Here is a 25,956-nt window from a genome sequence, read left to right as displayed (position 1 = left end):
TACAGGAAGACGTTGGCCTGTGGGAACGGGGGGTGAGGTCTAGCGCCCTTGGCAGGCGTCTACCCGCAACCAGCGCTCCAGCAGTTTGAAGCCCTGTACCAGGACAAACGAGATAACCAGGTAAAACACCCCGGCGGCAAAGAAGATCTCCACCGGCAGGTAGGTCCGGGCGATGATGGTACGCGCCATGCCGGTCAGCTCCAGCAGGGTGACGGTACTGGCCAGCGCGCTGGCCTTGAGCATCAGGATCACCTCGTTGCTGTAGGCCGGCAGGCCGATCCGCGTGGCGCGCGGCAGCATGATGTAGATCAGGGTCTTGGCGCGCGACATGCCCAGTGCCCGTGCCGCTTCGATCTCACCCTTGGGGATCGACTGCAGCGCACCGCGCAGAATCTCGGCGATATAGGCGGCCGTGTGCAGGGTCATGGTCAGCACGGTGCACCAGAACGGATCGCGCAGGTAAGGCCACAATGCACTGCTGCGCACCGCCTCGAACTGGGCCAGGCCGTAGTAGACCAGGAACAGCTGCACCAGCAACGGCGTACCGCGGAAGAAGAAGATGTAGCTGAACGGCACGGCGCGCACGTACCAGTGCCGCGATGAGCGGGCAATGCCCAGCGGGATGGCCAGGATCAACCCGGCAACCACGGCGATGGCCACCAGCTCCAGGGTCAGGGTCGCACCCTGGGCCAGGCGTGGCAGCCATTTGATGATGACTTCCCAATTCATTGTTCGGCCCTCGCAAAGCCGCGAGCGGCGCGTTTTTCCATGAAGTACATGCCGGTCATGGCGACGACGGTCAAGCCCAGGTAGATGCAGGCCGCAACCATGTAGAAGGTGAACGGCTCCTTGGTCATGGTCACGCCGATTTGCGCGTGGCGCATGATTTCTTCAAGGCCGATGACCGATACCAGCGCGGTGTCCTTCATCAGGATCATGAACAGGTTGCCCAGGCCGGGCAGGGCGATGCGCCACATCTGCGGCAGGATGATGCGCGAGAGGATGCGCGCCTTGGACAAGCCCAGTGCCAGGCCCGCCTCACGGTGGCCCTTGGGGATCGCCAGGATGGCGCCGCGGAACACCTCGGTGGCGTAGGCGCCGAAGCACAGGCCGAGGGCGATGACGCCGGCAGCGAAGGCGCTGAGCTCAAGGCCCGGCATGTTGAGCGCTTCGCCGATGCTGTTCATCAGGCCGACGGTGCCGAAATAGATAAGCAGGACCCAGAGCAGTTCGGGCACGCCGCGAACCAGGGTCGAGTAGAAGCCGCCAAGCCATTGCAGCGGCTTGACCGGGGAAGTCTTGGCCAGGGCACCGAGCAGGCCCAGGACCAGCCCCAGCAGCAAGGCGCAGAGCGCCAGTTTTACGGTCATCAAGGTGCCAGCCGCCAGGGCCGGACCGAATCCGTGCAGGTCGATATTCATGGGTAGGGTCGTTCTAGGGACCGGCACGCCGCAAGGGCGTGCCGGTCGGGGCGAATCAATAGATGCTGAACGGGAAGTACTTGTCGTTGATCTTTTTGTAGGTGCCGTCGGCGACAATTTCCTTCAGTGCGGCATTGAGCTTGTTGCGCAGCTCATCGTCGCCTTTGCGTACGGCAATGCCGACCTTGTCGCTGTCGTTCACCGGTTCGCCTTTGAACTCGAAGTTTTTGCCAGCGGCAGACTTCAGCCAGTCGTAGTTGGCGTACTTGTCAGCGAGGATGGCGTCGAGGCGGCCGGAGGTCAGGTCCAGGTAGGCGTTTTCCTGGCCATCGTACAGGTTGACCTTGAACTCGTTGTCCATGCCGCCGTTGTCGTCCAGCCAGGTCGCGGCCTGGGTGGCGCGCTGGGTACCGATGGTCTTGCCTTTGAGCGAGGCGCGGTCGGTCTTGAAGTCGACGTTTTTCGGTGCGATGAACTGCTGCTTGTTCGAGTAGTACGGGTCGGTGAAGTCGACGGCCTGCTTGCGCTCGTCGGTGATCGACAGCGAGGAGATCAGGAAGTCGAACTTCTTGGCGTTCAACGCCGGGATGATGCCGTCCCAGTCAGAGGTGACCACTTCGCATTCGACTTTCATCTTGGCGCACAGTGCGTCGCCGATGTCTTTGTCAAAGCCGACCACCTGGCCGCTGGCATCCTTGTTGTTGAACGGCGGGTAGGCCGCCTCGATGCCCATTTTGAGTTTTTCGGCTGCCATGGCATTTGCCGAGAACACCAGGGTGGCGGCAGCGGCCAGGAGGAATTTCTTATAGGTCTGCATTCGTGTTGCTCCGTTAGCGGTGGCTGGACATGAATTGCTTGCAACGCGCCGAGGTCGGGTTCTCGAAGACCTGCTGCGGCGATCCTTGCTCTTCAACCAGGCCCTGGTGCAGGAAGACCACTTCACTGGACACCTGGCGGGCAAAGTTCATCTCGTGCGTCACCAGCAGCATGGTACGGCCTTCTTCGGCCAATGCGCGGATAACGTTTAGCACTTCCTGGACCATTTCCGGATCGAGCGCCGAGGTCGGCTCGTCGAACAGGATGACCTTGGGCCTCATGGCCAAGGTACGGGCAATGGCGGCGCGCTGTTGCTGGCCACCGGAAAGCTGGGCGGGGTAGCTGTGGCGCTTGTCGTAGATGCCAACCTTGTTCAGCAAGGCTTCTGCGGCTTCGATAGCCTCGGCCTTGCTTTGGCCGAGCACGCGGCGCGGCGCCTCGATGATGTTGTCGAGGATCGACATGTGCGGCCACAGGTTGAAGTTCTGGAAGACGAAGCCGATCTCGCTGCGCAGGCGGTTGATCTGGCGGTTGTCTGCGGCGATCAGGTCACCGTTTTTGGCGGCCTTGAGCTTGAGCGATTCGCCGGCGACCAGGATTTCGCCCTGGTGCGGGTTTTCGAGCAGGTTTATGCAGCGCAGCAACGTGGACTTGCCGGAACCGGACGACCCCAGGATGGAGATCACGTCACCATCGCGCGCGGTCAGCGAAATGCCCTTGAGAATTTCCTGCTCGCCGTAGCGTTTGTGCAGATTGCGGATTTCCAGCGCGGGCGTGGCCTGGGCCATGTGCGGTCCTCATGTGTTCGGGTGCGTTCCCAGCTGTTGGCGGCCTTCCTGGCGTGCGCCAAGCTAGCATAGCGGCATTAGGCGGCCAACAGGGTCGCTAGGGGCTCGGGTCGCTGTCGGGGCAGATTGTCGCATCGCTGCAGTGCAACGTCGCGAGGATGACCGCGAAGGTCTAGCCCAACACCAGAGCCTTGATGAAAAAAGGCGCGATGGTGCCAGCTTTGGCCCGCTCTTGGAAGCGGTTTTGGACCATTCGCGGGTAAACCCGCCGGCACAGGGCTGGTAATCGGTTTACCTGCAAAAGGGTGAACGTGGGTAATGGGTTGTACCTTGAGGTTGTACTTTTTTGCATTGCAACGGTGCAAAGGTGTTACCTGGGAGCACCTTTGGTGCGTTTGTAAGTGGGTATTTCCGTAATCCCGACTCGGCAGGCGGTTTTGGCGACCTTTCGGTCAAAGCATGGCCGAAAGCCCTGCAAGCCGCATCCTTAAGGGTTGCCAAAGATTTCTGACGAATGCATTCAGCAACTGGCTCGCTTATTGCCACTGGGAAACCGCCGATTGCAGCGACGCCTAAACAACCCCAGGCGCGCTTCGTTCCCGTAGTCGGCGTGGTCCACTCCTTACAAAGGTAGTTTTATGAGCGGTAACAATTCCAACGACCTCGCTCAGGGGCTCAAATCGCGGCATGTCACCATGCTGTCCATCGCTGGCGTAATTGGCGCCGGTCTGTTCGTGGGTTCCGGCCACGCCATTGCGGCCGCAGGGCCTGCCGTACTGATGGCCTACGCGGCTGCCGGTACGCTGGTGGTGCTGGTCATGCGCATGCTGGGCGAAATGGCCATTGCCTCGCCTGACACGGGCTCCTTCTCGACGTATGCCGACCGCGCCATCGGGCGTTGGGCCGGCTTCACCATCGGCTGGCTGTACTGGTGGTTCTGGGTGCTGGTGATCCCGCTGGAAGCCAACGCGGCCGCAGCCATTCTGCATGCCTGGTTCCCAGCTGTTGATCTGTGGGCCTTCTCCTTGATCATCACGCTGGTGCTGACCCTGACCAACTTGTGCAGCGTGAAGAACTACGGCGAGTTCGAATTCTGGTTCGCCCTGCTCAAGGTGCTGGCGATCATCGGCTTCATCGTGGTGGGCTGCGTGGCCATGTTCGGCCTGGCGCCGGGCAGCCAGGTGAGCGGTGTCAGCCACCTGTTCGACACCCAGGGCTTCATGCCCAATGGCCTGGGCGCGGTGCTGGCCGCCATGCTGACCACCATGTTCTCGTTCATGGGCACCGAAATCGTCACCATCGCCGCTGCCGAGTCCAAGGACCCGGGCAAGCAGATCAGCCGCGCCACCAACTCGGTGATCTGGCGTATCTGTCTGTTCTACCTGGTGTCGATCTTCCTGGTCGTGGCGCTGGTGCCGTGGAACGACCCGGCCTTGGCGGAACTGGGTTCATACCAGACCGTGCTGAGCCGCATCGGCGTGCCGAATGCCAAGCTGATCGTCGACATCGTCGTGCTGATCGCCGTGACCAGCTGCCTCAACTCGGCGCTGTACACCTCTTCGCGCATGCTGTTCTCGCTGAGCAAACGTGGCGATGCGCCGGCTGTTGCGCAGCGCACCACCAAGGCGGGCACCCCGCACTGGGCGGTACTGTTGTCCACTGCAGCGGCCTTCCTGTGCGTGTTCGCCAACTTCGTTGCGCCGGCCCAGGTGTTCGAGTTCCTGCTGGCCAGCTCCGGCGCCATCGCGCTGCTGGTGTACCTGGTGATCGCTATTTCGCAACTGCGCATGCGCAGCCAGCGTGAAGCGCGTGGCGAGAAGATCGACTTCAAGATGTGGCTGTTCCCGGGTCTGACCTGGGCGACCATTGCCTTCATCATTGCCGTGCTGGTGGTGATGGGGCTGCGTGAAGATCACCGTGCCGAGATCATCGCGACGGCCTTGCTGAGCATTGGTGTGGTGGCCGCTGGGCTGCTGGTGCATCGCAAGCGCGAAGCGGCTGGGCGGGTGGCGCTGGATAACTGACCTGCGCTGCTATGAATGAAAAGGCCGCGCCCTGTGTTGGGTGCGGCCTTTTTGTTTGTCTGGCCTTTTCGCTGGTCAGCCGTACAGCTTCTGCTGTTGCTTGGCGACCACTTCGGAAGCGGTGATATAGGCTTCCTGGAACGCGTCGCTTTCCAGCCAGGCCATGGTGGTGTCTTCGTCGGCGCCATCGAGCCAGGTGCGGTAGGCGGTGAACACCAGCACGATGTAGTCGGTGGCGTGCTCTTCCTTGTGGCCTTTGAGTACCAGGGTCAGCAGCGGGTCGACCAGGAATACCGAGATCATCGCGACCAGGCTGGTTTCCTGTGCCGCCTTCATTTTGTCGAACAGCTCTTTGTAGCTGTCCGACTCCATGGCCTTGTTGAACACCTGCTCGATGCTGGCGCTGTCACCGGCGCTGGCCTTGACCGTCTGGCCGCTGCGCACCATGCGGTTCTGCTTGGCCTTGTTGGCGGCGCGTTTGGCGCGTTTCTGTTGCTTGGTAGTGGTGGCCATGGGTAGGTCCTTGGGGGTGCCTGAAAAAGTGCGCGTATTGAATCGTACTTGCCTGCGAAACCCAAGCGGCAAGCGAGGGTCCTAGGCAGGTTGCCGGATGTCCGGTACCCACTCATGAGGAATTCACGGATGAAAACAGCGATCTCGCTTGGCCTGCTGGCTGTGGCGCTGTCCGGCTGCGGCAACATTGCCGCCGTCAAGTCGTTCAATACCCCGTATGGCTCGCCGACGTCGGGCGATACCGCACGCCTGCGGGTGATTGCCGATGGCATGGTGCGCGCTGTGCCGGGCAAGGATTGCGTCGACTGGTACAGCCCCGGGGCAGGGGTGATTGCAGTGCCCAAGGAGGGCTTCGCCGACCGCAATGGCGAAACCCTGGGCATGCCTGCCAGCGCCCCTGTGGCGGCGGGCGATGCGGTCAGCGAAGTGCTGGTGCCGGCCGGCAAACCGTTCACCTTGCACTTTCTCGACGGCGGGCGCAGTAGCTACAACAGCGTCACCAACTGCCTGGGCATGTTCTATTTCGTGCCGCAAAAAGGCGCCGACTACGAAGTGGTGGTGCGCGGCTACAACGCCTGTGGCGTCGAGCTGCGCCAGCTGGGTGTAGAGCAGCCGGTAAAGACCACCAAGGCTGAATACTGCAGCGCCATGGCCAACTTCTGATTGCCCCTTTCAGTGGGCGGTGGCTGGCGCCTCGTCCTCTTCGAAGTCGCGTGATGCGCGCCCTACCAGCATGGGGTCCGGGGCATGTGCCACAGCCGAGTCCTTGCCCGGGTAATCCAGCGAATGCAGGAAGTGGCGGATGCAGTTGATGCGTGCGCGCTTCTTGTCATCGGACTTGATCACCGTCCATGGCGCATCGGCCGTATCGGTATGGAAGAACATCGCCTCCTTGGCTGCGGTGTAGTCGTCCCACTTATCCAGCGACTTGATGTCGATGGGCGACAGCTTCCAGTGCTTCAGCGGGTCGTCGCGGCGCGAGATGAAGCGCCGTAGCTGTTCCTCGCGGTTCACCGAGAACCAGTACTTGAACAGCAGAATGCCGCTGTTGCACAGCATGCGCTCAAGGTCTGGCGCCTGGCGCATGAACTCCAGGTACTGCAGCGGGGTGCAGAAGTCCATCACCTTCTCGACCCCGGCGCGGTTGTACCAGGAGCGGTCGAAGAAGACCATTTCACCCGCCGTCGGCAGGTGCTGGATGTAGCGCTGGAAGTACCACTGGCCTTTCTCTTGTTCGGAAGGCTTCTCCAGCGCGACGATCCGCGCGCCGCGCGGGTTGAGGTGCTCCATGAAACGCTTGATGGTGCCGCCTTTGCCCGCCGCGTCGCGGCCTTCGAACAGGATCACCACGCGCTGGCCGGTTTCTTTTACCCAGCTCTGCACCTTCAGCAGTTCGATCTGCAGGGCATGCTTGGTCTTCTCGTATTCCTGGCGGTGCAGGCGGGTGCGATACGGGTAGCTGGCAGGCAAGCGTGCGCGGGTGCTGTCTTCGTTGCTGCCTTTGGGTGCCGTGGCCACTTCAAGTGCGGCGGGTTGCTGGCTGATACGGGTAATCGCGGGTTCGGGCTTGCGCTGACGTGGCCGGCGCGGGCGCGGCGCAGTGGCGGTGGGTTCGCTGGGGGCGGGGAGCAGGAGGGTGGATTCTTCGCTCATGGAAGTCCTTGCGGGTAGTCGAATGTCCACCTGGCATTTTAAGGGTGAGCGATTGGTGGCTTTTTGATGTTGGTCAAGCTGAGTGAAGGCGGCAGCGTTCGTATAAACAGCTTGAAACAAGTGTAAATTGATGTGGTGTTAACTGTGGTTTACATTTTCGCCATGCACACACTAATTCAAACCGACAGGTACAGAAGGTGGTTCTCTGCCCTGCGTGACATCAAGTCAGCACTCAAGCTGGCACGCAATCTTTAGGAGGTTGCCATGACAGACATCAAACTAAGCAAGTGGGACGTTGTAGACCACTTGAAATCCGAGAAGGACATGGTCTTGTACCTCGAGGCATGTCTTGAGGAAAATGACCCTGCATTGCTTGCCGCAGCGCTGGGTGACATAGCGCGAGCGCGAGGCATGGCTCAGCTAGCGCGCGACACTGGCCTGACCCGTGAAGGGTTGTACAAAGCACTGTCTGCAGAGGGTAACCCCAGTTTGGCCACTATCATGAAAGTCATGGCGGCTCTTGGGGTGCGGTTACATGCTGAGGTTGTACCTGCCCAGGTCTCAGGGTAGGCACCAGAGGATCGGTAATACAGGGCGCTGCACCAGCCCCCGATCCTGATAGACACAAAAATCGCAGACAACAAAAAACCCGCACTTGGCGGGTTTCTTGTTGTCGCTTCGGGTAACTTTGCAACCACCAGAAGCTGAAGGTGGTGCCCAGAGACGGAGTCGAACCGCCGACACGAGGATTTTCAATCCTCTGCTCTACCGACTGAGCTATCTGGGCGACGAGGTGAATTAAATAGATTTCCAGACCGTCCGTCAACGACTTTTTGAAAAAATTTTAAATTAATTCCGTCGCTTACGTTTTCTGGGGTCATTCGGCCGGCGGAACGTAGCCTTCCGCCTGGGCGTAATCTTCGCCGGCGAAAAACTTGTCCATTTCGGCCTGGAGGAACTTGCGGTCCTCGCCATTCATCATGTTCAGGCGCTTTTCGTTGATCAGCATGGTCTGGTGCTTCTGCCAATCGGCCCAGGCCTTCTGCGAGATGTGATCGAAGATGTCCTGGCCCTTGGCGCCGGGGTAGGGCGGGCGCTCCAGGCCTGGGAGTTCTTCTTTGTACTTGCGGCACATCACGGTGCGGGTCATCGGGCGTCTCCTGCAATCAGTTCGTCGGCCGCGCGTTTGAGCAATTTCTTGACCGGGGCGGCGAGGCCCAGGCGCGGCGGGGTGGCGAGGTTATACCAGAGCCAGTCGGGCTCGGCCACGTGCAGGCCGACAGGGTCGACGCGCACCAGCCAAGGCTCGATCGCCAGCTGGAAATGGCTGAAGGTGTGGGTCAGGCCATCCAGGGCCTGGCTGCCAGCCAGGCGCAGGCCGTGCTGGTAGGCGAGGTCGTCGAGCTGCTCGATGCTCTCAAGCTCCGGCAGGCTCCACAAACCGCCCCACAGGCCGCTGGAAGGGCGACGGTAAAGCAGGATCGCGCCTTCGTGGTTGGCCAGCAGTGGCATCAGCGTCCGGCGTTGCGGCAGCGCCTTGCGTGGCTTGGGCTCTGGGTAGCGGGTTTCTTCGCCGTGCAGGTGCGCTTCGCAGCCACGCTGCAGCGGGCAGATCAGGCAGCTGGGCTTGCTGCGGGTACACAGCGTGGCGCCCATGTCCATCATCGCCTGGGTGTAGTGGTTGGCGCGTGTCAGCGGGGTGAAGCGCTCGGCGCTGGCCCACAGCTGGTTGGCCACCTTGGGCTCGCCAGGGTAGCCGGCCTGGGCGGTGTAGCGGGCCAGCACGCGCTTGACGTTGCCGTCCAGGATCGGCGCGCGGATGCCCATGCTGATGCTGGCGATGGCACCGGCGGTGGAGCGGCCGATGCCCGGCAGTTCGGTCAGTTGCTCGACGCTGCGCGGAAACTCGCCGCCATGCTGCTCGACGACGATCTTCGCGGCTTTTTGCAGGTTGCGGGCGCGGGTGTAATAGCCCAGGCCCGTCCACAGGTGCAGCACCTCGTCCTCCGGCGCTTCGGCCAGGGCCTGCACGGTGGGCAGGGCCTGCATGAAGCGGTCGAAGTAGTTGAGCACGGTGCTGACCTGGGTCTGCTGCAGCATGATTTCCGACACCCACACCCGGTACGGGGTGATGCCCTGTTGCCAGGGCAGGTCGTGTCGGCCGTGCTCGTCATACCAGTCCAGCACGGCGCTGGAGAACTGCTCGGGGCTCATCGCTTGAACAGCCCCTTGAGCGCGTCTTTTACTTCCGGGCTCACTTTGTCTCCGAGTTTCTCTTCGAGTTTTTCGTCGATCTTGTCTTTCAGGCGGTTGCCGGCCAGTTTCGCGGCGACCTTGCCCAGGCCGTCCTGGTCCAGGCGGCAGGCCTTGGCGCCAAGCTCCAACGGGCCGCGGCAGCGTAAAGGCACTTCAACACCCACATAGCGCTGGTTGACCTGGCAGGCCGGGTCCGGCATGGCACGCTGGTCGCCCTCGACGATCACGCCAACGTTGTAGTCCATGCCCAGTACGCGCAGGTCGACGTCGCCGTGGCCGTTGACGGTCAGGCCCGGGATGCGTGCCTTGAGGTCTGGATTGCTGGCTACGCCATTGCGCACCACCAGGCTGCCGCGCAGTTCCTGGAAGGGCGTGTCCTTGCCGCGCGGCTCGCCGCTGAGCGCTTTGCGGTTGAGCGTGGCGATGGCCTGGCACAGTTGCTGTTCCAGGTTGGCATTGACCAACACGCCGTCGTTGATGGTGAAGTTGGCGTTGCCATTGAGGGTATCGACCAGTGCCTTCTGGCTGTTGCCGGTGGCGGTCAGGTCGCTGGTCAGGGTCAGCAGGCCCTTGACCGGTGTCGTCTGCTCCTTGCCCTCGGTCTTGATGAAGTGCTCCACCGGTACCCGATCAATCTTGGTACTGACGCCAAGCTGCGGCACGGCGGGGCGCACATCGACAGTGCCCTTGGCCTCGAAGGTGCCGTTGTACAGCTCGCCGCGTAGGGTCTGCAGGGTCAACAGGCCGCCTTGGCCGGTGGCCTTGAGCTGGGCGTCCTGAATGGGCAGTTTGTCCAGGGTCAGCGCGCCGAACGCCAGGTCGGCCTGCAGGTCGAGGGCGCGCAGGCGGTCCACCGGCAGCAGCTTGTCGTCACTCCAGGCGACCTGGGTCGGGGCGTTGGGCAGCGGTGAGCTGCCGGCACCGGCCACGGCGCTGGCTTCCTGTTGCTTGACCTCGGCCTGGCGGGCGGCGGTAGCGCCCTTGGCTTCTTCGCTCTTGGCCGGCAGGTAGCGGTCAGCGTCGAAGCTATCGGCCTTGAGTTGCAGGCGCAGGGCTTGCTTGGCGAAGTCTTCGACGGCTACGCGGCCGGTGAAGGTGCTGTCGTCCAGCTTCACCGCCAGGTCGGCCAGGGCCAGGCTGTTTGGTGTGCCCTGCAGGCGGGTGACCAGTTCCAGCTTGGTGAAGGCAGCCGGGTCGTTGGTGGCGGGCAGCGGGTGGCCGACGCCGTCGAGGAAGCTGCGCAGGTCGAACTGGGCGATGGACAGGCCGCCGCTCAGTTGCGGTGCCTTGTCCAGCTCGCGCAGGTTCAGCTCGCCCAGCGCACGCAGCTGGTTGGCCGAAATTTTCAGGCCGTTCCACGAGGCCACATTGGCCGCCAGGTCGACCAGCAGCTGGCCCTGGGCGGCGAAGGTCACGGTCTTGCCGGCCAGCGGTTCGCCCGAGGTTTCGCCCGACAAGCGCATGTCTTCGAAGTTGTAGCGCTTGAGCTTGCGATCGAAACGCAGCTCGCCGGCAAGCTCGGTGCGTGCCTTGATGTTCGGCTGGCTGGCACTCAGGAATGCGCTGGCCTTGAGCGCAATGTTCGCCCCTTCGTGGACCGGGCCGGTGCTCAGCTGGATGCTTTCGGCGCTGTAGCTTTGCCCACTCTTGGCATCGGTGTACTGCACGCGGGCGTTGTTTACGGTAAGGCTGTCGATGTCGAGTTTGACCGCACGCTCGGTGCCGCTTTCGGCTTGTGCCGGTGCCTGCTCGGTCGACGGCTGGGCCGGTGTGGTGGCCGGCGCGTCGTTCTGAGCCGGCAATGGTTTGCCGATGTCTTCCCAGTTGCCGTGGCCGTGTTCGTCACGGGCCAGGGTCAGGTTCAGGCCTTCGACGCGCACATCGCTCATCTGCACCTCGCGGCGCAGCAGCGGCAGCACACGCACCGACAAGCCGAGCATCTGCAGGTCGGCAAACGGCTCCTTGGGCTTGTTCAAGGTAGCGATGCTTGCTTCGTGCAGCTCCAGGCCCAGCCACGGGAACAGGCTCCAGCCGATGTCACCGTTGAGGGTCAGCTCGACATGAGCCTTGTCGCGCGCCAGCTGGCGAATCTCGTCTTTATAGTCGTTGGGATCGAAGAGGTGGGTCAGGGCGAAGCCCAGCGCCACGATGATCAGCAGCAACCCGAGAAGCCCCAGTCCCAGGATTTTGCCGAACGCTTTCATGGGCGAGTCCTTGTAGTCCAGTTTGAAATTCAGCGGCAGAGTATAGCGCCGCAGTGCTTATATCTGCGTATCCGACAAGAGATACAGGGCATTTACCTACGAATGGCTCAGATTGTGCGGCTTTCGTCAGCCGGCCTCTTCGCGGAGGCAGCCCGCTCCCACAGGATTGGGCGAGCCCGTTCGTACCGTTTCAGCGACTGAAAAATCCACGATATCAGATTGCTTTCATGCCACCTGATGCTGGTAACCTTGCGCCGTTTTTTGTGTGCCCGCGACCCATTGTCGCGGTTCGCTTGCCCAGTCCAGGCCCAATAACAAAGGATCAAACCCATGAGCAGTACCGTCACGGCGGGCACCTTGGCCGGCGCGCCGAGCTTCCTGTCTAAGGAGCGCATCATCGCCCGCCCGGGCTTCAACCGCTGGCTGGTGCCACCGGCGGCCTTGGCTATCCACTTGTGTATCGGCATGGCCTACGGCTTTTCGGTGTTCTGGTTGCCGCTGTCGCAAGCCATCGGCATCACCGCCCCGGTCGCCTGCTCCGCCGACATGGGCTTCATCGCCCGCCTGTTCAGTGCCGAGTGTGACTGGCCGATTTCGATGCTGAGCTGGATCTACACGCTGTTCTTCGTATTCCTCGGTTGCTCGGCGGCGGTGCTGGGTGGCTGGCTGGAACACGCCGGGCCGCGCAAGGCCGGGCTGGTATCGGCTGTGTGCTGGTGCGGCGGCATGCTGATTTCGGCGATTGGCGTGAAGACCCATCAGCTGTGGCTGATGTGGCTGGGCTCAGGCGTGATTGGCGGTATCGGCCTGGGTCTGGGTTACATCTCGCCGGTCTCGACCCTGATCAAGTGGTTCCCGGACAAACGCGGCATGGCCACCGGTATGGCGATCATGGGCTTCGGCGGCGGCGCGATGGTAGGTGCACCGCTGGCGACCGCGCTGATGGGCCACTTCGGCAGCGCGCAGGATGTTGGCGTATGGCAGAGCTTCGTGGTCATGGCGGCGATCTACTTCGTGTTCATGTCGGCGGGCGCGCTGGGTTACCGCGTGCCACCGACCGGCTGGAAGCCCGAGGGCTGGAGGGCGCCTGCGAAAAAGGCCGGCAATGGCATGGTCACCGACCGCCATGTGCACGTCAGCGTTGCCTGGAAAACCCCGCAGTTCGCACTGGTGTGGCTGGTGCTGTGCCTGAACGTCTCGGCGGGCATCGGTATTCTCGGCATGGCGTCGCCGCTGTTGCAGGAAGTGTTCGCCGGCAAGTTGCTGGGCAACGAGCTGCGTTTCAGCGAGTTGAATGCCGCGCAGTTGGCGCAGATTGCAGCGATCGCCGCAGGCTTCACCGGCTTGCTGAGCCTGTTCAACATCGGCGGGCGCTTCTTCTGGGCGTCGTTCTCTGACTACATCGGGCGCAAAAACACCTACTTCGCCTTCTTCGCCCTGGGCGTTGGCCTCTACAGCCTGGTGCCGAACATGGGCCACCTGGGCAACGTGGCGCTGTTCGTGGCGGCGTTCTGCATCATCCTGTCGATGTACGGTGGTGGGTTTGCCACGGTGCCGGCGTACCTGGCCGACCTGTTCGGCACACAAATGGTCGGTGCGATTCATGGGCGTCTGCTGACCGCCTGGGCGGCGGCGGGCGTGCTAGGGCCGGTGCTGATCACCTACCTGCGTGAGTCTCAGCTGGCGGCGGGCGTGGAGCGCGCGGCGGCTTACGACATGACCCTTTACATCCTCTCTGGGCTGCTGGTGCTGGGGTTCATCTGCAACATGCTGATTCGGCCGGTGGCAGACAAGTACTTCATGAGCGACGCGCAACTGGCTGCCGAACGTGCGTTGAGCCATGACAAGGGCGCCGAGGGTGCGCGGTCGCTGGAGTGGCATGCGGCGCCCGGGAGCTTGCCGTGGGTACTGCTGGCTTGGGCGGCGGTGGTAGTGCCGTTGGCGTGGGGCGTGTGGATTACCCTGCAGAAGACGGCTGTTCTGTTCCATTGAGGGTGGGCCTGGGGCTGCAAAGCAGCCCCATGATCCCTGCTTGTATAGACCTGTAACAGCATCCAACCCCCGCAATTGCTTGCCCTGCCATATGTCATCCGCGTTTCAAGCTGGCGCGTTCTGGGCCTATAATGGAACCCTTTTCGCCCAATGATTTTGCGGAGCTGGTGATGGTCGAACGTAAGGCTTCCGTCGAGCGCAATACCCTGGAAACCCAGGTAAAGGCCTCGATCAACCTAGATGGCAGCGGCAAGGCCCGATTTGATATCGGTGTGCCTTTCCTTGAACACATGCTCGACCAGATCGCCCGGCATGGGCTGATCGATCTGGACATCGAGTGCAAGGGTGACCTGCACATCGACGATCACCATACCGTCGAAGACGTCGGTATCACCCTGGGCCAGGCATTCGCCCAGGCCATCGGTGACAAGAAAGGCATCCGCCGCTACGGCCACGCCTATGTCCCGCTGGATGAAGCGCTGTCGCGCGTGGTCATCGATTTTTCCGGCCGCCCAGGCCTGCAGATGCATGTGCCGTACACCCGCGCCAGCGTCGGCGGCTTCGATGTCGACCTGTTTCAGGAGTTCTTCCAGGGCTTCGTCAACCACGCCCTGGTGAGCCTGCACATCGACAACCTGCGTGGCCACAACACCCACCACCAGATCGAGACCGTGTTCAAGGCCTTCGGTCGCGCCCTGCGCATGGCCGTGGAGCTGGACGAGCGCATGGCCGGGCAGATGCCTTCCACCAAGGGATGCCTGTAAATGCAGACGGTAGCCGTAATCGACTATGGCATGGGCAACCTGCACTCGGTGGCCAAGGCACTCGAGCACGTCGGTGCTGGCAAAGTCCTGGTTACCAGCGACGCCGCGGTGATCCGCGAGGCCGACCGTGTGGTGTTCCCTGGCGTGGGTGCGATTCGCGACTGCATGGCCGAAATCCGCCGGCTGGGCTTTGACAGCCTGGTGCGCGAGGTCAGCCAGGACCGCCCGTTCCTGGGCATCTGTGTCGGCATGCAAGCGCTGCTCGAACACAGCGAAGAAAACAACGGCGTCGACTGCATCGGCCTGTTCCCCGGCCAGGTGCGTTTCTTCGGCAAGGGCCTGCAAGAAGATGGCGAGCACCTGAAGGTGCCGCACATGGGCTGGAACGAAGTCAGCCAGACCATCCATCACCCGTTGTGGCACGACATCCCTGACCGCGCGCGCTTCTACTTCGTGCACAGCTACTACATCGATGCCGGCAAGCCGGCCCAGGTGGTCGGTCGCGGCCACTATGGCGTCGACTTCGCCGCCGCGCTGGCCGACGGGTCGCGCTTTGCCGTGCAGTTCCACCCGGAGAAGAGCCATACCCATGGCCTGCAGTTGCTGCAGAACTTCGTCGCCTGGGACGGGCGCTGGTAAATGAGCAGAGCGAAGACCAAGGCCCCGGTCATCACCCTGGCCGCCGAGCAGGAGCGCGAGGCGCTCGACACCCTCAAGCGCTTTCTCGAAGACCGTTTCGAGTTGCAACTGGGCTCGTTCGAAGTGGCCGAGGTCCTCGACCTGTTCAGCAAAGAGATTGCACCCCATTACTACAACAGGGCGATTGCCGATGTTCAGCTGCACCTCAAGGAGCGGTTCGAGAGCATCGAGAGCGACCTGTGGGCGTTGGAAAAAAGCTGAAAGCTTCAAGCTTCAAGCTGTAAGCCAAAGCTGGACCGCCATCCGACAACACGACGCGCATTGCTTGCAGCTTGTCGCTTGCAGCTTGCCGCTTGAATTGACGAAGGAAAGAGCATGCTGATTATCCCCGCTATCGATCTGAAGGACGGTGCTTGCGTGCGCCTGCGCCAGGGCCGCATGGAAGACTCCACGGTATTTTCCGACGACCCGGTGAGCATGGCCGCCAAGTGGGTCGAGGGTGGCTGCCGCCGCCTGCACCTGGTCGACCTCAACGGCGCCTTCGAAGGCCAACCGGTCAACGGCGAAGTGGTGACCGCCATCGCCAAGCGCTACCCGACCCTGCCGATCCAGATCGGCGGCGGCATCCGCTCGCTGGAAACCATCGAGCACTACGTCAAGGCGGGTGTCAGCTACGTCATCATCGGCACCAAGGCGGTCAAGCAGCCAGAGTTCGTTGCCGAGGCCTGCAAGGCGTTCCCGGGCAAGGTCATCGTTGGCCTGGACGCCAAGGACGGCTTCGTTGCCACCGACGGCTGGGCTGAAGTGAGCACTGTTCAGGTCATCGACCTGGCCAAGCGCTTCGAGGCCGATGGCGTGTCGGCGATCGTCTACACCGACATCGCCAAGGACGGCATGATGCAGGGCTGCAACGTGCCCTTCACCAAAGCCCTGGCCGAAGCCACACGCATTCCGGTGATCGCGTCCGGCGGCATCCACAACCTGGGCGATATCAAGGCCCTGCTGGACGCCAAGGCCCCAGGCATCATCGGCGCCATCACCGGCCGTGCCATCTACGAAGGCACCCTCGATGTCGCCGAGGCCCAGGCCTTCTGCGACAACTATTAAGAGCAGCGGCAAGCTGTAAGCCGCAAGAGAAAGGCCAGACCGCGATAGGCTGTTCTCTTGCAGCTTGAAGCTCGAAGCTTGAAGCTGCCGTTCCAGGAGAAGTCATGGCTTTAGCTAAACGCATCATCCCTTGCCTGGACGTGGACAACGGCCGTGTGGTCAAGGGCGTCAAGTTCGAGAACATCCGTGATGCCGGCGACCCGGTGGAAATCGCCCGTCGCTACAACGAGCAGGGTGCCGACGAAATCACCTTCCTCGACATCACCGCCAGCGTCGATGGCCGCGACACCACGCTGCATACCGTCGAGCGCATGGCCAGCCAGGTGTTCATCCCGCTGACCGTGGGCGGTGGCGTGCGCACTGTGCAGGACATCCGTAACCTGCTCAACGCCGGTGCCGACAAGGTCTCGATCAACACCGCCGCAGTGTTCAACCCGGAGTTTGTGGGCGAGGCAGCAGACCGTTTCGGTTCGCAGTGCATCGTGGTCGCCATCGATGCCAAGAAGGTGTCCGCGCCCGGTGAAGCTCCGCGCTGGGAAATCTTCACCCACGGCGGGCGCAAGCCGACCGGGCTGGATGCCGTGGAGTGGGCGAAGAAGATGGAAGGCCTGGGTGCCGGCGAGATCCTGCTGACCAGCATGGACCAGGACGGCATGAAGAACGGCTTTGACCTGGGGGTTACCCGGGCCATCAGCGATGCGCTGGGTATTCCGGTGATCGCTTCGGGTGGGGTGGGTAACCTGCAGCACCTGGCTGACGGGATTGTGGAAGGGCATGCCAGCGCGGTGCTGGCGGCCAGTATCTTCCACTTTGGCGAGTACACGGTGCCGGAGGCCAAGGCCTACATGGCTTCGCGCGGGATCGTGGTTCGCTGATCCATTGATTGGGGCTGCTTTGCAGCCCATTCGCGGGGCAAGCCCGCTCCCACAGGTTCATGAGCAGCGCAGTCCCTGTAGGAGCGGCCTTGCGTCGCGAAAGGGCCGCACAGCGGCCCCAACAGCATCACCCGTGGTTCTTGCCCAACAACGCGTGATAAAGCTCGGTATCCCCAAGAATCCCCACCACCTTGTCGTTATCCTGTAGCACCAGCTTGTTGCCCGTCTGATAGCGAATCTGCAACGCCTCACGCATGCCGATATCGGCGTGCACCACCGTAGGCCTGCGCTCCAGCAGTTCTACATTCTGCCCAGGCGCCCAATTCTGCATATCCAGGCCGTTCTGGCCTTGGCGTGCACGTTTGAGCAAGCCGCCTTCGCCAATGTCCAGCCATGAGTCGATACCCGGGTCCAGGCACACCGACCCATTGACCCGTTTGCAGTTGTCCAGGCTGCGCATCAGGCTGCGCCCGCACAGCACGTTGAGCGGGTTGGTGTGGGCAACGAAGGTGCGCACATAGTCGTCCGCCGGGTTGAGCACGATCTCCTCGGGCTTGCTGTACTGGATGATCCGGCCGTCCTTCATGATCGCGATACGGCTGCCCAGTTTCAGCGCTTCGTCCAAGTCGTGGCTGACGAACACGATGGTCTTGTTCAGCTTGCGTTGCAGCTCCAGCAGTTCGTCCTGCAGGCCCTGGCGGATCAGCGGGTCGAGCGCCGAGAACGGTTCGTCCATCAGTAGGATGTCGGCATCCATCGCCAGCGCCCGGGCCAGGCCCACACGCTGCTGCATGCCACCCGACAGCTCATCGGGCTTCTTGTTGCGCCATTGGGTCAGGCCCACCAGTTCGAGCTTCTCGTCAACCAGCTTGCGCCGCTCCTTCTCTGGGCGGCCCTGCATCTCCAGGCCAAAGCTGATGTTCTCGCGCACGGTCAGCCAGGGCATCAGGGCGAACTTCTGGAACACCATGGCGATGCGCTTGGTGCGCATCATCTTCAGCTCTGCCGGGGTGCAGTGGGCAATGTCGATGTGCTTGCCTTCATGCTCGACGAACAGCTTGCCGCGGCTGACGGTGTTCAGGCCGTTGATGCAGCGCAGCAGGCTCGACTTGCCCGAACCGGACAAGCCCATGAGCACGCAGATCTCACCTTTCTCGATGTCCAGGTTGGCTTTTTCGACACCCACCACCAGGCCGGTCTGCTTGAGGATCTGCTCACGGGTCTTGCCCTGATCGAGCAGCGAAAGCGCCTCACGCGGTTTATTGGAGAAGATGACGTCGACGTCTTCGAAACGAATGATGCTCATGCTTCACCCCTTACCGTGACTTCCGGTTGCTTGCAGATACGGTCGAGCATGATCGCCAGCAGCACGATCGCCAGGCCCGCTTCGAAGCCCAGGGAGATATCGGCGGTGTTCAGTGCGTTGACCACAGGTTTGCCCAGGCCATCGGCGCCCACCAGGGCCGCGATCACCACCATCGACAGCGACAGCATGATGCATTGGGTCACACCGGCGGCGATGCTCGGCATCGCGTGTGGCAGTTCGATGCGGGTCAGCAGCTGGCGGCGCGAGCAGCCAAAGGCCTTGCCGGCGTCGAGCAGCTCTTGTGGCACATCGCAGATGCCCAGGTAGGTGAGGCGGATCGGCGCGGCAATGGCGAACACCACCGTCGAGATCAGCCCCGGGACCACGCCCAGGCCGAACAGGGTCAGGGTCGGGATCAGGTAAACGAAGGTGGGCACCGTCTGCATCAGGTCGAGCACCGGGCGCATGGCGGTATAGAACATCGGTTTATGCGCGGCGAGGATGCCCAGCGGCACACCGAAGGCCACGCAGACCACCGTGGCGAATGTCACCTGCGCCAGGGTTTCCATGGTCTCCTGCCAGTAGCCCAGGTTGAGGATCAGCAGGAACGACAGGGCGACGAATGCGGTCAGCGCCCACTTGCGCTGGATGAGGTGTGCCAGGGCGGCGAACAGGGCGATGAGGACGAATGGGTTGAACCAGGTCAGGGCGCTGGTGACGCCATGAATCATGAACTCCAGGCCTTGCGCGATGGCGTCGAAGTACTCGGCGCCATTCTGGGTCAGCCATTCGACGAACGACGCGATGTACTGGCCCAGGGGTATTTTCTGATCGATAAGCATGATAGCGAGCTTCCACCTGCAAAGATTGAAATCAGTCCGGGGCGGGCACGGTCCCGCCCCGAGGTAGCGCTATTGCGTGGTTCGTTATTGCGCGAGCTTGGCCTTGGCCGCCTCAAGGCCGGGTTTGCCATCAACGGTGGTCACGCCGGCCAGCCAGGTATCCAGCTTGCCGGGGTTGTCTTTGAGCCACTTCTTGGCGGCTGCTTCGGGTTTCATCTTGTCGTCCAGGACATAGCCCATCATGGTGCTTTCATCCTTGAGCTCGAACGACAGGTTCTTGAGCAGTTGGCCAACGTTGCTGCATTCCTGCACATAGCCCTTGCGGGTGTTGGTCAATACGGTTGCCTTGCCGAAATCGGGGCCAAAGTAGTCGTCCCCGCCAGTCAGGTACTGCATCTTGAAGCGGGTGTTCATCGGGTGCGGTTCCCAGCCCAGGAACACCAACGACTCGCCACGTTTCTGCGCCCGGTCAACCTGCGACAGCATGCCGGCCTCGCTGGATTGCACGATCTTGAAACCGGCGTCCTTCAGGCCGAAGGCGTTCTTGTCGATCATGCTCTGGATGGTGCGGTTGCCGTCGTTGCCCGGTTCGATGCCGTAGATCTTGCCGTCCAGTTCCTGCTTGAACTTGGGGATGTCGGCAAAATCCTTCAGGCCCTTGTCGTACAGCGCCTGGGGTACGGCCAGGGTGTACTTGGCGTTTTCCAGGTTGGCGCGCACGGTCTCGACGGTGCCGGCGTCGCGGTACTGCTTGATGTCGTTCTCCATGGTCGGCATCCAGTTGCCGAGAAACACGTCCAGGTCCTTGCCGGTGGCCAGCGACTTGTAGGTCACCGGTACCGAGATCATGGTGGTGTGGGTCTTGTAACCCAGGGCTTCGAGCACAACGCTTGTGGTGGCTGTCGTCACGGTGATGTCGGTCCAGCCGACATCGGAAAAACGTACCGTCTGGCACTGCTCAGGCTCGGCGGCCTGGGCCAATATCGGTGCGGACAACAACGCAACCAGCAACAGCGAGGGTGAACCTTTCATGGATGGACTCCTGAGATTTTGTCTTCGGGTTCGCATGGGTCGCCGGGCTTTCTGAAGGTCCGGTCGACCAGGCCTGCAGAGGGCAGGTTGCGTGGCCGTGCTTTACGAGTCGCTTTCGATAATCCTCCAGCGCCGGGCAATCGCCTACTGGTGGGGTCGTATCCAGTACGCAACGGGTCGTATCCAGTACGGGCGATGTCGCATATGGATTTTTCCACCCCCTCGGCCGCGTTTTTGCGTCACCCGGCCACTGGAAAGCGGCGTAATGGTGGCAGCACCTCAGGTAAAAACAGCGCGGCGCAGCTGGACAAAAGTACGTCGGTTGCAGACGGCGAGGGGGTAGGCAAAAGCCCGATGATGCGTGCATTCATGGCGGCTCGCAGCTTCAGCCTAGCAGTTGCCCCGCCCTGCGCATGGCGCGCAGAGACAAGCCCAGCAAGAGGTGATTCGACAATGGCCATCAGCGTGTTCGACCTGTTCAAGATCGGTGTCGGGCCTTCCAGCTCCCACACCGTCGGCCCCATGCGTGCTGGCGCTCTGTTTGTCCAGGGGCTGCGTGAGCGCGGCGAACTGGAACAGGTCAAGCGCATCGAGGTGCGGCTCTACGGTTCACTCTCGGCCACCGGCATCGGCCACGGCACCGACAACGCCACCATCATGGGCCTGATGGGCGACTGGCCTGACGCCATCGACCCGACCCAGATCGTCCCACGCATCGCCGACCTGCGCGAAACCAACACCCTGCTGCTGGACGGCCGCCTGCCCATCGAGTTCGTCTGGGCCCGCGACATGCTGCTGCTGGACGAGAACTTGCCGTACCACCCCAATGCCATGACCCTGGTCGCCGAGGGCGCGCAGGGTGAGCTGCACCGTGACACCTACTACTCGGTAGGTGGCGGTTTCGTGGTGGATGCCGCCCAGGCCGCCAGCGGGGTGCTGGACGCCGACCAGACGGTATTGCCTTACGATTTCAACAGCGCCGCCGAGCTGCTGCGGCTGTGCAAGCAAAACGACCTCAGCGTGTCGCAATTGATGATGGCCAACGAGAAGGTCTGGCGCACCGAGGCAGAGATCCACGCCGGCCTGCGCACGCTCTGGCAAGCCATGCAGGACTGCGTCAGCAATGGCCTGAAATACGAAGGCACGCTGCCCGGCGGCCTCAACGTACGCCGCCGCGCCGCCAAGCTGCACCGCAGTTTGCAGGAGGTCGGCAAACCTAATGTGATCGGCTCGACCCTGAGCGCCATGGAGTGGGTCAACCTGTTCGCCCTGGCGGTCAACGAAGAGAACGCCGCCGGCGGGCGCATGGTCACCGCGCCCACCAATGGGGCGGCCGGTATCATCCCGGCAGTGCTGCACTACTACATGCGCTTCAGTGATGCGGTGGATGAGTCGAGTGTGACCGACTTCTTCCTCGGGGCTGCAGCGGTGGGCATCCTGTGCAAGAAGAACGCTTCGATCTCCGGTGCCGAAGTCGGCTGCCAGGGCGAGGTCGGTTCGGCGTGCGCCATGGCTGCCGCGGGCCTTGCCCAAGTGTTGGGGGCAACGCCGGCACAACTGGAAAACGCCGCCGAAATCGCCCTGGAACACAACCTTGGGCTTACCTGCGACCCGGTCGGTGGCCTGGTGCAGGTGCCGTGCATCGAGCGCAACGCGATTGCTGCGGTGAAGGCAATCAACGCGGTGCAGATGGCCCTGCGCGGCGACGGCGAACACTTCATTTCGCTCGACCAGGTGATCCGCACCATGCGCGATACCGGCGCCGACATGCACGACAAGTACAAAGAGACTTCGCGTGGCGGCCTGGCCGTCAGCGCGATCGAATGCTGATGCGCTAATCTCGCTCTGATGGCAGCACGACGCCCCGTTATGGGGCGTTTGTGTATGACCGGCCGTCAGATGTCGCGATGAGTGTGGGCATTGTCGGTGACACTTAAGAGTGTCGTTTCTGGGCAACCCCCGGGGCATCTGTCACCAAAGTGCTCAGCAGTTACACGTAGCACGCCTAGTACGCCGGTTCTGGAAGTTTGACCGGCGTAATCGAAGGGCCTGATTTGTCTGATGAAGGCGTCGTTTTCAGGTTTTTTCGGATAGCCGTTCAAGTTCCGGCACGGCGTTTGCGTTGTGTTTGGTTACAAGCCCCTGCAACACGAAACAGGGGCCATAACAAGAAATCAGTGCCCGCCTGAGGCACACCCTGCATTTGTGTGAGGAGAAATCGCGATGACGTCGTACACCTCCGGGACCCCAACCCAGAACCGCACAGCCCCCCAGTCCATCGGGTTTCTTCTACTGGACAACTTCACCCTCATTTCCCTGGCATCAGCCGTCGAGCCGCTGCGCATGGCCAACCAGCTTTCTGGCCGTGAGCTTTACCGCTGGCACACCCTGACCGTCGATGGCGGGCAGGTCTGGGCCAGTGATGGCCTGCAGATCACCCCCGATGCGGCCATGCACAGCGCACCGCCAATCGACACGGTGATCGTCTGCGGTGGCGTCGGCATTCAGCGCACCGTCACCCGTGAACACGTCACTTGGCTGCAGGCGCAGGCCCGTCAGTCGCGCCGCCTGGGCGCCGTGTGCACCGGCAGTTGGGCACTGGCCTGCGCCGGGCTGCTCGACGGTTTCGATTGCAGCGTGCACTGGGAATGCCTGGCGGCCATGCAGGAGGCCTACCCGCGGGTGAACATGAGCACCCGCCTGTTCACTCTCGACCGTAACCGCTTCACCAGCTCTGGCGGCACCGCGCCGCTGGACATGATGCTGCACCTGATCAGCCGCGATCACGGCCGTGAGCTGTCGGCGGCGATTTCCGAGATGTTCGTCTACGAGCGCATTCGCAACGAGCAGGATCACCAGCGTGTGCCGCTCAAGCACATGCTCGGCACCAACCAGCCGAAGCTGCAGGAAATCGTCGCGCTGATGGAGGCCAACCTCGAAGAGCCGATCGACCTTGACGAATTGGCGGTGTATGTGGCGGTGTCGCGGCGCCAGCTCGAGCGGTTGTTCCAGAAGTACCTGCACTGCTCGCCATCGCGCTACTACCTGAAGCTGCGCCTGATCCGCGCACGGCAGTTGCTCAAGCAGACGCCGATGTCGATCATCGAAGTGGCTTCGGTGTGCGGCTTTGTCTCAACGCCGCACTTCTCCAAGTGCTACCGCGAGTACTTTGGCATCCCGCCGCGTGATGAGCGCGTGGGCTCCAACACGGCCCAGCAGGTAGCGATGATGCCGATCCCGCAGGCCTTGACCTTGGCACCGCATAGCGGCCCGTTGGCGGCTTTGAGCCAGGCGCGCAACGAGTCGACGTTTGCCAGTGTAAGGCTCTGATACGGCACCGGCCCCTTCGCGTCGAATCGCCGCGAAGGGGCCGGTAGAGACCCTGCAAAGTGATGTTTCAGCCCCGGTTGTTGAAGCTCGCCAAGGCAGGCAATAGCTGTTTATCGATCGCCTGGCGCACCGCCGGCAGGATCGTCGCGCTCCCGGTATACATCTGCTCGACCATGCCCTTCAGCGCCCGCGCATTTGGCTCGGTCAAACCGCGCACCACCGCCTCGCACGCCTGCTCGGCACTGGCCCCGGCGGGAATCTCGAAACCGCGCGCGCGCAAGTGGCCGGCGAGGTCGTCCTGATCAATCAAATCCGCATGCATCATGGCTGTTGTCCCTTTTATCGCTAAGAGAGTGCTGCTGTGATTTACGACTGATTCTGTGACGCCCGCGACATACCCGCAACAACAGAATACCGGCATGACTGCTTTGGCTAAGAACAGGTCGTTTACGGCTAAATCCCCCGCCCGGCAAGCCCGCACACTGAAGCCATTCACGGTACCCGGGGGTTTGGTCACCCTCACTCATGCACAGTGGATGTTGCTCGCTCTTGGCCCCGCTGGCTCACGGCTTTGCGGGGTTATTTTTATTCTGCTGGTTCCACCTGTACACCCATACACCTAGCATTTTTGCCAGATGACGGGCTACAGCATTTCTTGATCTTCTGTGGGTGATGGATTTCCACAGGAGCGGAAAAGGTGAATAAGAATATCTGTAAGGCCTTAGTGCTGGGGGCGACTTTGACCATGGCCTCGGCGTGTTCGTCATCGACACCGTCGGACAGCGGCACTTCAAGCGCGGTGACGCAACTGTTCACGCTTGAACCAACCCCTGATCGCAGCACACTTCAAAAAACGGCTACTGGGTATCTGGCTACGCTACTGGCGGACCCGGCGAACCAGGAAATTACCTTGGTGAAGGTAGATCCGGCGGTGGTCAGTAATAAAACTCAAGACCTCGCGGTGACCCTGCCGAATGGCCAGGCGGCGCAGTTTCACTTGCGTGATTACAACACCATGATCCCGGGAATCGATGGGTGGGTGGGTTACAAACCCTCTGCCTGGAAGTTGCAGCACAGCTCAACGCCATCAGAAATTGATATCGATCCTATTTATTATCTGTCGCTGGTGCGAGAGGGCGACAAGGTGGTGGGCAGTGTGATTGTGGACGGACAGCGCTATCGCCTTGAAACTTTGGAGCCCGGGAAGTATGCCTTTATCAAAGTCGACGAGACAAAGTTGCCACCCGAAGCAGAGCCACTAGAGGGTCCAAAAGAGAAAAACAAGGCGCCGCGCTCAGCGAGTCAAAGCTCTTCGCATAGTACGATTCGAGTGCTGATGGTATCGACCATTGAGGCCCGTGCCGCGAATCCGAACTACAGACCGGCGATGGCCCAGGCGTTGCAGGATGCCAATGCCTACATGGCAAACAGCTTTGTGGATATCACATATGAATTGGCTGGCTATTTCGATGCTGACTACGCGGAGACCGGCAAGTCAAGCCAACTTGGCGATTTAACGGATACTGCACGACCTCTCGCAGCCTCCGTTGTACCAGTGCGCGAAGCGCTCAAGGCTGACTTGGTCACCATGTATTCGACAACCAAAGCGTATTGCGGCATGGCCTATGTAACATCTAACCGTGCGACTGCCACCTCCGTGGTTCCCTGCTTATCTTCGATGAGTCATGAATTGGGGCACAACCTGGGTGCGACTCATAACTGGGAGCCTGGAAATCAAGAGGGAAACCCGACCTATATGTTTGGATATCGTTACACAGGCACCCCGCGATTCCGTACCCAGATGTCCTACGATTGCTCGGGAGGGACCTGTCCGAGAGTCCCTTATCATTCGAATCCCAGGCTTACCTATGAAGGGGTGCCTTTGGGCACGGTCAGAAACCACGACGTAGCTCGCCGCTTCAACGAGCGTAGAGAAACGGTGGAAAATTTCTATTCTCCGTTGCCGATCCTAAACACCAAGGTAACGGTCTATGACAATGTGGCAATGAAAGGCGCGAGTTGCACCTTCGACGTGCCAAATGTACAAGCTATTGTGATGATCGAAGATTTTTGCCCTCGTTGGAAGTCAAAGATTTGGTCCGCGCGCGTGGAGGGTATCAACCCCAAGACGACCTTACGTTTGGGTAATCGCTTTGCGTGGCACACATATACCAGTGAGTGGTACCCTGGCGACTTCGATGTTCCAACGTTGAGCAGGGTTGAATTGGAGATGCCTGATGGCATGACCATGACGCCGCATAGCCAAAATCTGACGAAGTTGGTCGACAGGGTATATATCTTCCGTTGAGCAGGGCCCGCCAAACCTCGGCGGGGTATCACGCGGGCATGCCCGCTTCTCCAGGGATAATGCCGTGCTCGAGAGTGCTGTATTAC

25 protein-coding genes and 1 tRNA gene are annotated in these 25,956 nt (G+C 61.6%); 12 read left to right on the top strand and 14 right to left on the bottom strand.

The genetic code is table 11. The features are described from left to right. Nucleotides 1-39: 39 nt before the first annotated feature. From DJ563_RS19630 to DJ563_RS19615, 4 genes are read right to left on the bottom strand one after another with little or no spacing between them, the layout of a single operon-like run. Nucleotides 40-729, bottom strand: a complete 690-nt coding sequence (locus tag DJ563_RS19630) for an ABC transporter permease (RefSeq protein ID WP_033703192.1) — start codon at nt 727-729, stop codon at nt 40-42. Next, complete coding sequence (locus DJ563_RS19625; RefSeq protein ID WP_033703191.1) at nt 726-1,421, bottom strand: ABC transporter permease; 696 nt, start codon at nt 1,419-1,421, stop codon at nt 726-728. Before DJ563_RS19625 ends, DJ563_RS19630 begins: the two co-directional genes overlap by 4 nt. Before the next feature lie 55 nt (nt 1,422-1,476). Next, complete coding sequence (locus tag DJ563_RS19620) at nt 1,477-2,238, bottom strand: ABC transporter substrate-binding protein (protein WP_033703190.1); 762 nt, start codon at nt 2,236-2,238, stop codon at nt 1,477-1,479. A gap of 13 nt (nt 2,239-2,251) precedes the next feature. Continuing rightward, nucleotides 2,252-3,025: an ABC transporter ATP-binding protein gene (locus DJ563_RS19615; RefSeq protein WP_027917578.1), complete on the bottom strand. Its 774-nt coding sequence runs from the start codon at nt 3,023-3,025 to the stop codon at nt 2,252-2,254. A gap of 638 nt (nt 3,026-3,663) precedes the next feature. Between DJ563_RS19615 and gabP the strand changes: the two genes are divergently transcribed. Further along, entirely contained in the window at nt 3,664-5,049 is a 1,386-nt protein-coding gene (gabP, locus tag DJ563_RS19610) for a GABA permease (RefSeq protein WP_095065007.1), read from the top strand. Nucleotides 5,050-5,124: 75 nt separating this feature from the next. On the opposite strand, the gene DJ563_RS19605 is transcribed toward gabP, so the two are convergent. After that, on the bottom strand, nt 5,125-5,562 hold the full coding sequence (locus DJ563_RS19605) for a hypothetical protein (protein ID WP_434518204.1): 438 nt from the start codon (nt 5,560-5,562) through the stop codon (nt 5,125-5,127). Between the two features lie 129 nt (nt 5,563-5,691). Between DJ563_RS19605 and DJ563_RS19600 the strand changes: the two genes are divergently transcribed. Then, nucleotides 5,692-6,225: a hypothetical protein gene (locus DJ563_RS19600; protein ID WP_050506183.1), complete on the top strand. Its 534-nt coding sequence runs from the start codon at nt 5,692-5,694 to the stop codon at nt 6,223-6,225. Between the two features lie 9 nt (nt 6,226-6,234). On the opposite strand, the gene ppk2 is transcribed toward DJ563_RS19600, so the two are convergent. Next, nucleotides 6,235-7,215, bottom strand: coding sequence for a polyphosphate kinase 2 (ppk2, locus tag DJ563_RS19595; protein ID WP_434518203.1), 981 nt, complete (start codon nt 7,213-7,215; stop codon nt 6,235-6,237). Nucleotides 7,216-7,479: 264 nt separating this feature from the next. Between ppk2 and DJ563_RS19590 the strand changes: the two genes are divergently transcribed. Then, on the top strand, nt 7,480-7,785 hold the full coding sequence (locus DJ563_RS19590; protein ID WP_186661410.1) for an addiction module antidote protein: 306 nt from the start codon (nt 7,480-7,482) through the stop codon (nt 7,783-7,785). 141 nt (nt 7,786-7,926) lie between these two features. On the opposite strand, the gene DJ563_RS19585 is transcribed toward DJ563_RS19590, so the two are convergent. From DJ563_RS19585 to DJ563_RS19570, 4 genes are all read right to left on the bottom strand, one after another. Next, nucleotides 7,927-8,002 (bottom strand) — tRNA-Phe (locus tag DJ563_RS19585). Nucleotides 8,003-8,092: 90 nt separating this feature from the next. After that, nucleotides 8,093-8,365 (bottom strand): oxidative damage protection protein, encoded by a 273-nt coding sequence (locus DJ563_RS19580; RefSeq protein WP_033703186.1) that lies wholly within the window; start codon nt 8,363-8,365, stop codon nt 8,093-8,095. Further along, the gene (mutY, locus tag DJ563_RS19575) at nt 8,362-9,429 is read right to left on the bottom strand and encodes an A/G-specific adenine glycosylase (protein ID WP_434518202.1); all 1,068 of its coding nucleotides are present in this window, start codon (nt 9,427-9,429) and stop codon (nt 8,362-8,364) included. The genes DJ563_RS19580 and mutY overlap by 4 nt, the downstream gene beginning before the upstream one ends. After that, nucleotides 9,426-11,675: an AsmA family protein gene (locus DJ563_RS19570; RefSeq protein WP_434518201.1), complete on the bottom strand. Its 2,250-nt coding sequence runs from the start codon at nt 11,673-11,675 to the stop codon at nt 9,426-9,428. Before DJ563_RS19570 ends, mutY begins: the two co-directional genes overlap by 4 nt. A gap of 330 nt (nt 11,676-12,005) precedes the next feature. On the opposite strand from DJ563_RS19570, the gene DJ563_RS19565 reads away from it, so the two are divergent. From DJ563_RS19565 to hisF, 6 genes are all read left to right on the top strand, one after another. Beyond that, entirely contained in the window at nt 12,006-13,667 is a 1,662-nt protein-coding gene (locus DJ563_RS19565; protein ID WP_434518200.1) for an OFA family MFS transporter, read from the top strand. Nucleotides 13,668-13,837: 170 nt separating this feature from the next. Then, on the top strand, nt 13,838-14,431 hold the full coding sequence (gene hisB / locus DJ563_RS19560; RefSeq protein WP_033703340.1) for an imidazoleglycerol-phosphate dehydratase HisB: 594 nt from the start codon (nt 13,838-13,840) through the stop codon (nt 14,429-14,431). Then, entirely contained in the window at nt 14,432-15,070 is a 639-nt protein-coding gene (hisH, locus tag DJ563_RS19555) for an imidazole glycerol phosphate synthase subunit HisH (RefSeq protein ID WP_033703182.1), read from the top strand. Then, nucleotides 15,071-15,331 carry a DUF2164 domain-containing protein gene (locus tag DJ563_RS19550; RefSeq protein WP_274098573.1) on the top strand — a complete coding sequence of 87 codons (261 nt, stop codon included), beginning with the start codon at nt 15,071-15,073 and terminating at the stop codon, nt 15,329-15,331. Between the two features lie 114 nt (nt 15,332-15,445). Next, on the top strand, nt 15,446-16,177 hold the full coding sequence (hisA, locus tag DJ563_RS19545; RefSeq protein WP_274098574.1) for a 1-(5-phosphoribosyl)-5-[(5-phosphoribosylamino)methylideneamino]imidazole-4-carboxamide isomerase: 732 nt from the start codon (nt 15,446-15,448) through the stop codon (nt 16,175-16,177). Between the two features lie 104 nt (nt 16,178-16,281). Continuing rightward, nucleotides 16,282-17,052, top strand: coding sequence for an imidazole glycerol phosphate synthase subunit HisF (gene hisF / locus DJ563_RS19540; RefSeq protein ID WP_033703179.1), 771 nt, complete (start codon nt 16,282-16,284; stop codon nt 17,050-17,052). A gap of 127 nt (nt 17,053-17,179) precedes the next feature. On the opposite strand, the gene choV is transcribed toward hisF, so the two are convergent. The 3 genes from choV to DJ563_RS19525 all read right to left on the bottom strand — a co-directional run bounded on the left by choV (nt 17,180) and on the right by DJ563_RS19525 (nt 20,232). Beyond that, nucleotides 17,180-18,358, bottom strand: a complete 1,179-nt coding sequence (gene choV, locus DJ563_RS19535) for a choline ABC transporter ATP-binding protein (protein ID WP_033703178.1) — start codon at nt 18,356-18,358, stop codon at nt 17,180-17,182. Beyond that, complete coding sequence (gene choW / locus DJ563_RS19530) at nt 18,355-19,203, bottom strand: choline ABC transporter permease subunit (RefSeq protein ID WP_274098590.1); 849 nt, start codon at nt 19,201-19,203, stop codon at nt 18,355-18,357. The genes choV and choW overlap by 4 nt, the downstream gene beginning before the upstream one ends. A gap of 81 nt (nt 19,204-19,284) precedes the next feature. Continuing rightward, nucleotides 19,285-20,232, bottom strand: coding sequence for a choline ABC transporter substrate-binding protein (locus DJ563_RS19525; RefSeq protein ID WP_033703176.1), 948 nt, complete (start codon nt 20,230-20,232; stop codon nt 19,285-19,287). A gap of 453 nt (nt 20,233-20,685) precedes the next feature. Here DJ563_RS19525 and DJ563_RS19520 point away from each other — a divergent pair, with 453 nt between their 5' ends. Further along, nucleotides 20,686-22,062, top strand: coding sequence for an L-serine ammonia-lyase (locus DJ563_RS19520; protein WP_186661418.1), 1,377 nt, complete (start codon nt 20,686-20,688; stop codon nt 22,060-22,062). A 393-nt stretch (nt 22,063-22,455) separates the two neighbouring features. Then, nucleotides 22,456-23,562 carry a GlxA family transcriptional regulator gene (locus DJ563_RS19515; protein ID WP_033703174.1) on the top strand — a complete coding sequence of 369 codons (1,107 nt, stop codon included), beginning with the start codon at nt 22,456-22,458 and terminating at the stop codon, nt 23,560-23,562. 67 nt (nt 23,563-23,629) lie between these two features. On the opposite strand, the gene DJ563_RS19510 is transcribed toward DJ563_RS19515, so the two are convergent. Beyond that, complete coding sequence (locus DJ563_RS19510; protein WP_033703173.1) at nt 23,630-23,887, bottom strand: hypothetical protein; 258 nt, start codon at nt 23,885-23,887, stop codon at nt 23,630-23,632. 372 nt (nt 23,888-24,259) lie between these two features. Between DJ563_RS19510 and DJ563_RS19505 the strand changes: the two genes are divergently transcribed. Further along, nucleotides 24,260-25,870, top strand: a complete 1,611-nt coding sequence (locus DJ563_RS19505) for a M12 family metallo-peptidase (RefSeq protein ID WP_434518199.1) — start codon at nt 24,260-24,262, stop codon at nt 25,868-25,870. Nucleotides 25,871-25,956: the final 86 nt, after the last annotated feature.

The sequence above is a fragment of the Pseudomonas sp. NFX1 genome (assembly GCF_051123555.1).
GTDB classification, from domain to species: Bacteria; Pseudomonadota; Gammaproteobacteria; order Pseudomonadales; family Pseudomonadaceae; genus Aquipseudomonas; species Aquipseudomonas capeferrum.
Note: the sequence above shows the minus strand (reverse complement) of the source record. Positions and strands in the feature narration are given on the sequence as shown.

What these genes read in the sequence shown, in the direction of transcription:
- DJ563_RS19630 (WP_033703192.1), bottom strand. Translation starts at nt 729, where the DNA reads ATGAATTGGGAAGTCATCATCAAATGGCTGCCACGCCTGGCCCAGGGT.
- DJ563_RS19625 (WP_033703191.1), bottom strand. Translation starts at nt 1,421, where the DNA reads ATGAATATCGACCTGCACGGATTCGGTCCGGCCCTGGCGGCTGGCACC.
- DJ563_RS19620 (WP_033703190.1), bottom strand. Translation starts at nt 2,238, where the DNA reads ATGCAGACCTATAAGAAATTCCTCCTGGCCGCTGCCGCCACCCTGGTG.
- DJ563_RS19615 (WP_027917578.1), bottom strand. Translation starts at nt 3,025, where the DNA reads ATGGCCCAGGCCACGCCCGCGCTGGAAATCCGCAATCTGCACAAACGC.
- gabP (WP_095065007.1), top strand. Translation starts at nt 3,664, where the DNA reads ATGAGCGGTAACAATTCCAACGACCTCGCTCAGGGGCTCAAATCGCGG.
- DJ563_RS19605 (WP_434518204.1), bottom strand. Translation starts at nt 5,562, where the DNA reads ATGGCCACCACTACCAAGCAACAGAAACGCGCCAAACGCGCCGCCAAC.
- DJ563_RS19600 (WP_050506183.1), top strand. Translation starts at nt 5,692, where the DNA reads ATGAAAACAGCGATCTCGCTTGGCCTGCTGGCTGTGGCGCTGTCCGGC.
- ppk2 (WP_434518203.1), bottom strand. Translation starts at nt 7,215, where the DNA reads ATGAGCGAAGAATCCACCCTCCTGCTCCCCGCCCCCAGCGAACCCACC.
- DJ563_RS19590 (WP_186661410.1), top strand. Translation starts at nt 7,480, where the DNA reads ATGACAGACATCAAACTAAGCAAGTGGGACGTTGTAGACCACTTGAAA.
- DJ563_RS19580 (WP_033703186.1), bottom strand. Translation starts at nt 8,365, where the DNA reads ATGACCCGCACCGTGATGTGCCGCAAGTACAAAGAAGAACTCCCAGGC.
- mutY (WP_434518202.1), bottom strand. Translation starts at nt 9,429, where the DNA reads ATGAGCCCCGAGCAGTTCTCCAGCGCCGTGCTGGACTGGTATGACGAG.
- DJ563_RS19570 (WP_434518201.1), bottom strand. Translation starts at nt 11,675, where the DNA reads ATGAAAGCGTTCGGCAAAATCCTGGGACTGGGGCTTCTCGGGTTGCTG.
- DJ563_RS19565 (WP_434518200.1), top strand. Translation starts at nt 12,006, where the DNA reads ATGAGCAGTACCGTCACGGCGGGCACCTTGGCCGGCGCGCCGAGCTTC.
- hisB (WP_033703340.1), top strand. Translation starts at nt 13,838, where the DNA reads ATGGTCGAACGTAAGGCTTCCGTCGAGCGCAATACCCTGGAAACCCAG.
- hisH (WP_033703182.1), top strand. Translation starts at nt 14,432, where the DNA reads ATGCAGACGGTAGCCGTAATCGACTATGGCATGGGCAACCTGCACTCG.
- DJ563_RS19550 (WP_274098573.1), top strand. Translation starts at nt 15,071, where the DNA reads ATGAGCAGAGCGAAGACCAAGGCCCCGGTCATCACCCTGGCCGCCGAG.
- hisA (WP_274098574.1), top strand. Translation starts at nt 15,446, where the DNA reads ATGCTGATTATCCCCGCTATCGATCTGAAGGACGGTGCTTGCGTGCGC.
- hisF (WP_033703179.1), top strand. Translation starts at nt 16,282, where the DNA reads ATGGCTTTAGCTAAACGCATCATCCCTTGCCTGGACGTGGACAACGGC.
- choV (WP_033703178.1), bottom strand. Translation starts at nt 18,358, where the DNA reads ATGAGCATCATTCGTTTCGAAGACGTCGACGTCATCTTCTCCAATAAA.
- DJ563_RS19525 (WP_033703176.1), bottom strand. Translation starts at nt 20,232, where the DNA reads ATGAAAGGTTCACCCTCGCTGTTGCTGGTTGCGTTGTTGTCCGCACCG.
- DJ563_RS19520 (WP_186661418.1), top strand. Translation starts at nt 20,686, where the DNA reads ATGGCCATCAGCGTGTTCGACCTGTTCAAGATCGGTGTCGGGCCTTCC.
- DJ563_RS19515 (WP_033703174.1), top strand. Translation starts at nt 22,456, where the DNA reads ATGACGTCGTACACCTCCGGGACCCCAACCCAGAACCGCACAGCCCCC.
- DJ563_RS19510 (WP_033703173.1), bottom strand. Translation starts at nt 23,887, where the DNA reads ATGATGCATGCGGATTTGATTGATCAGGACGACCTCGCCGGCCACTTG.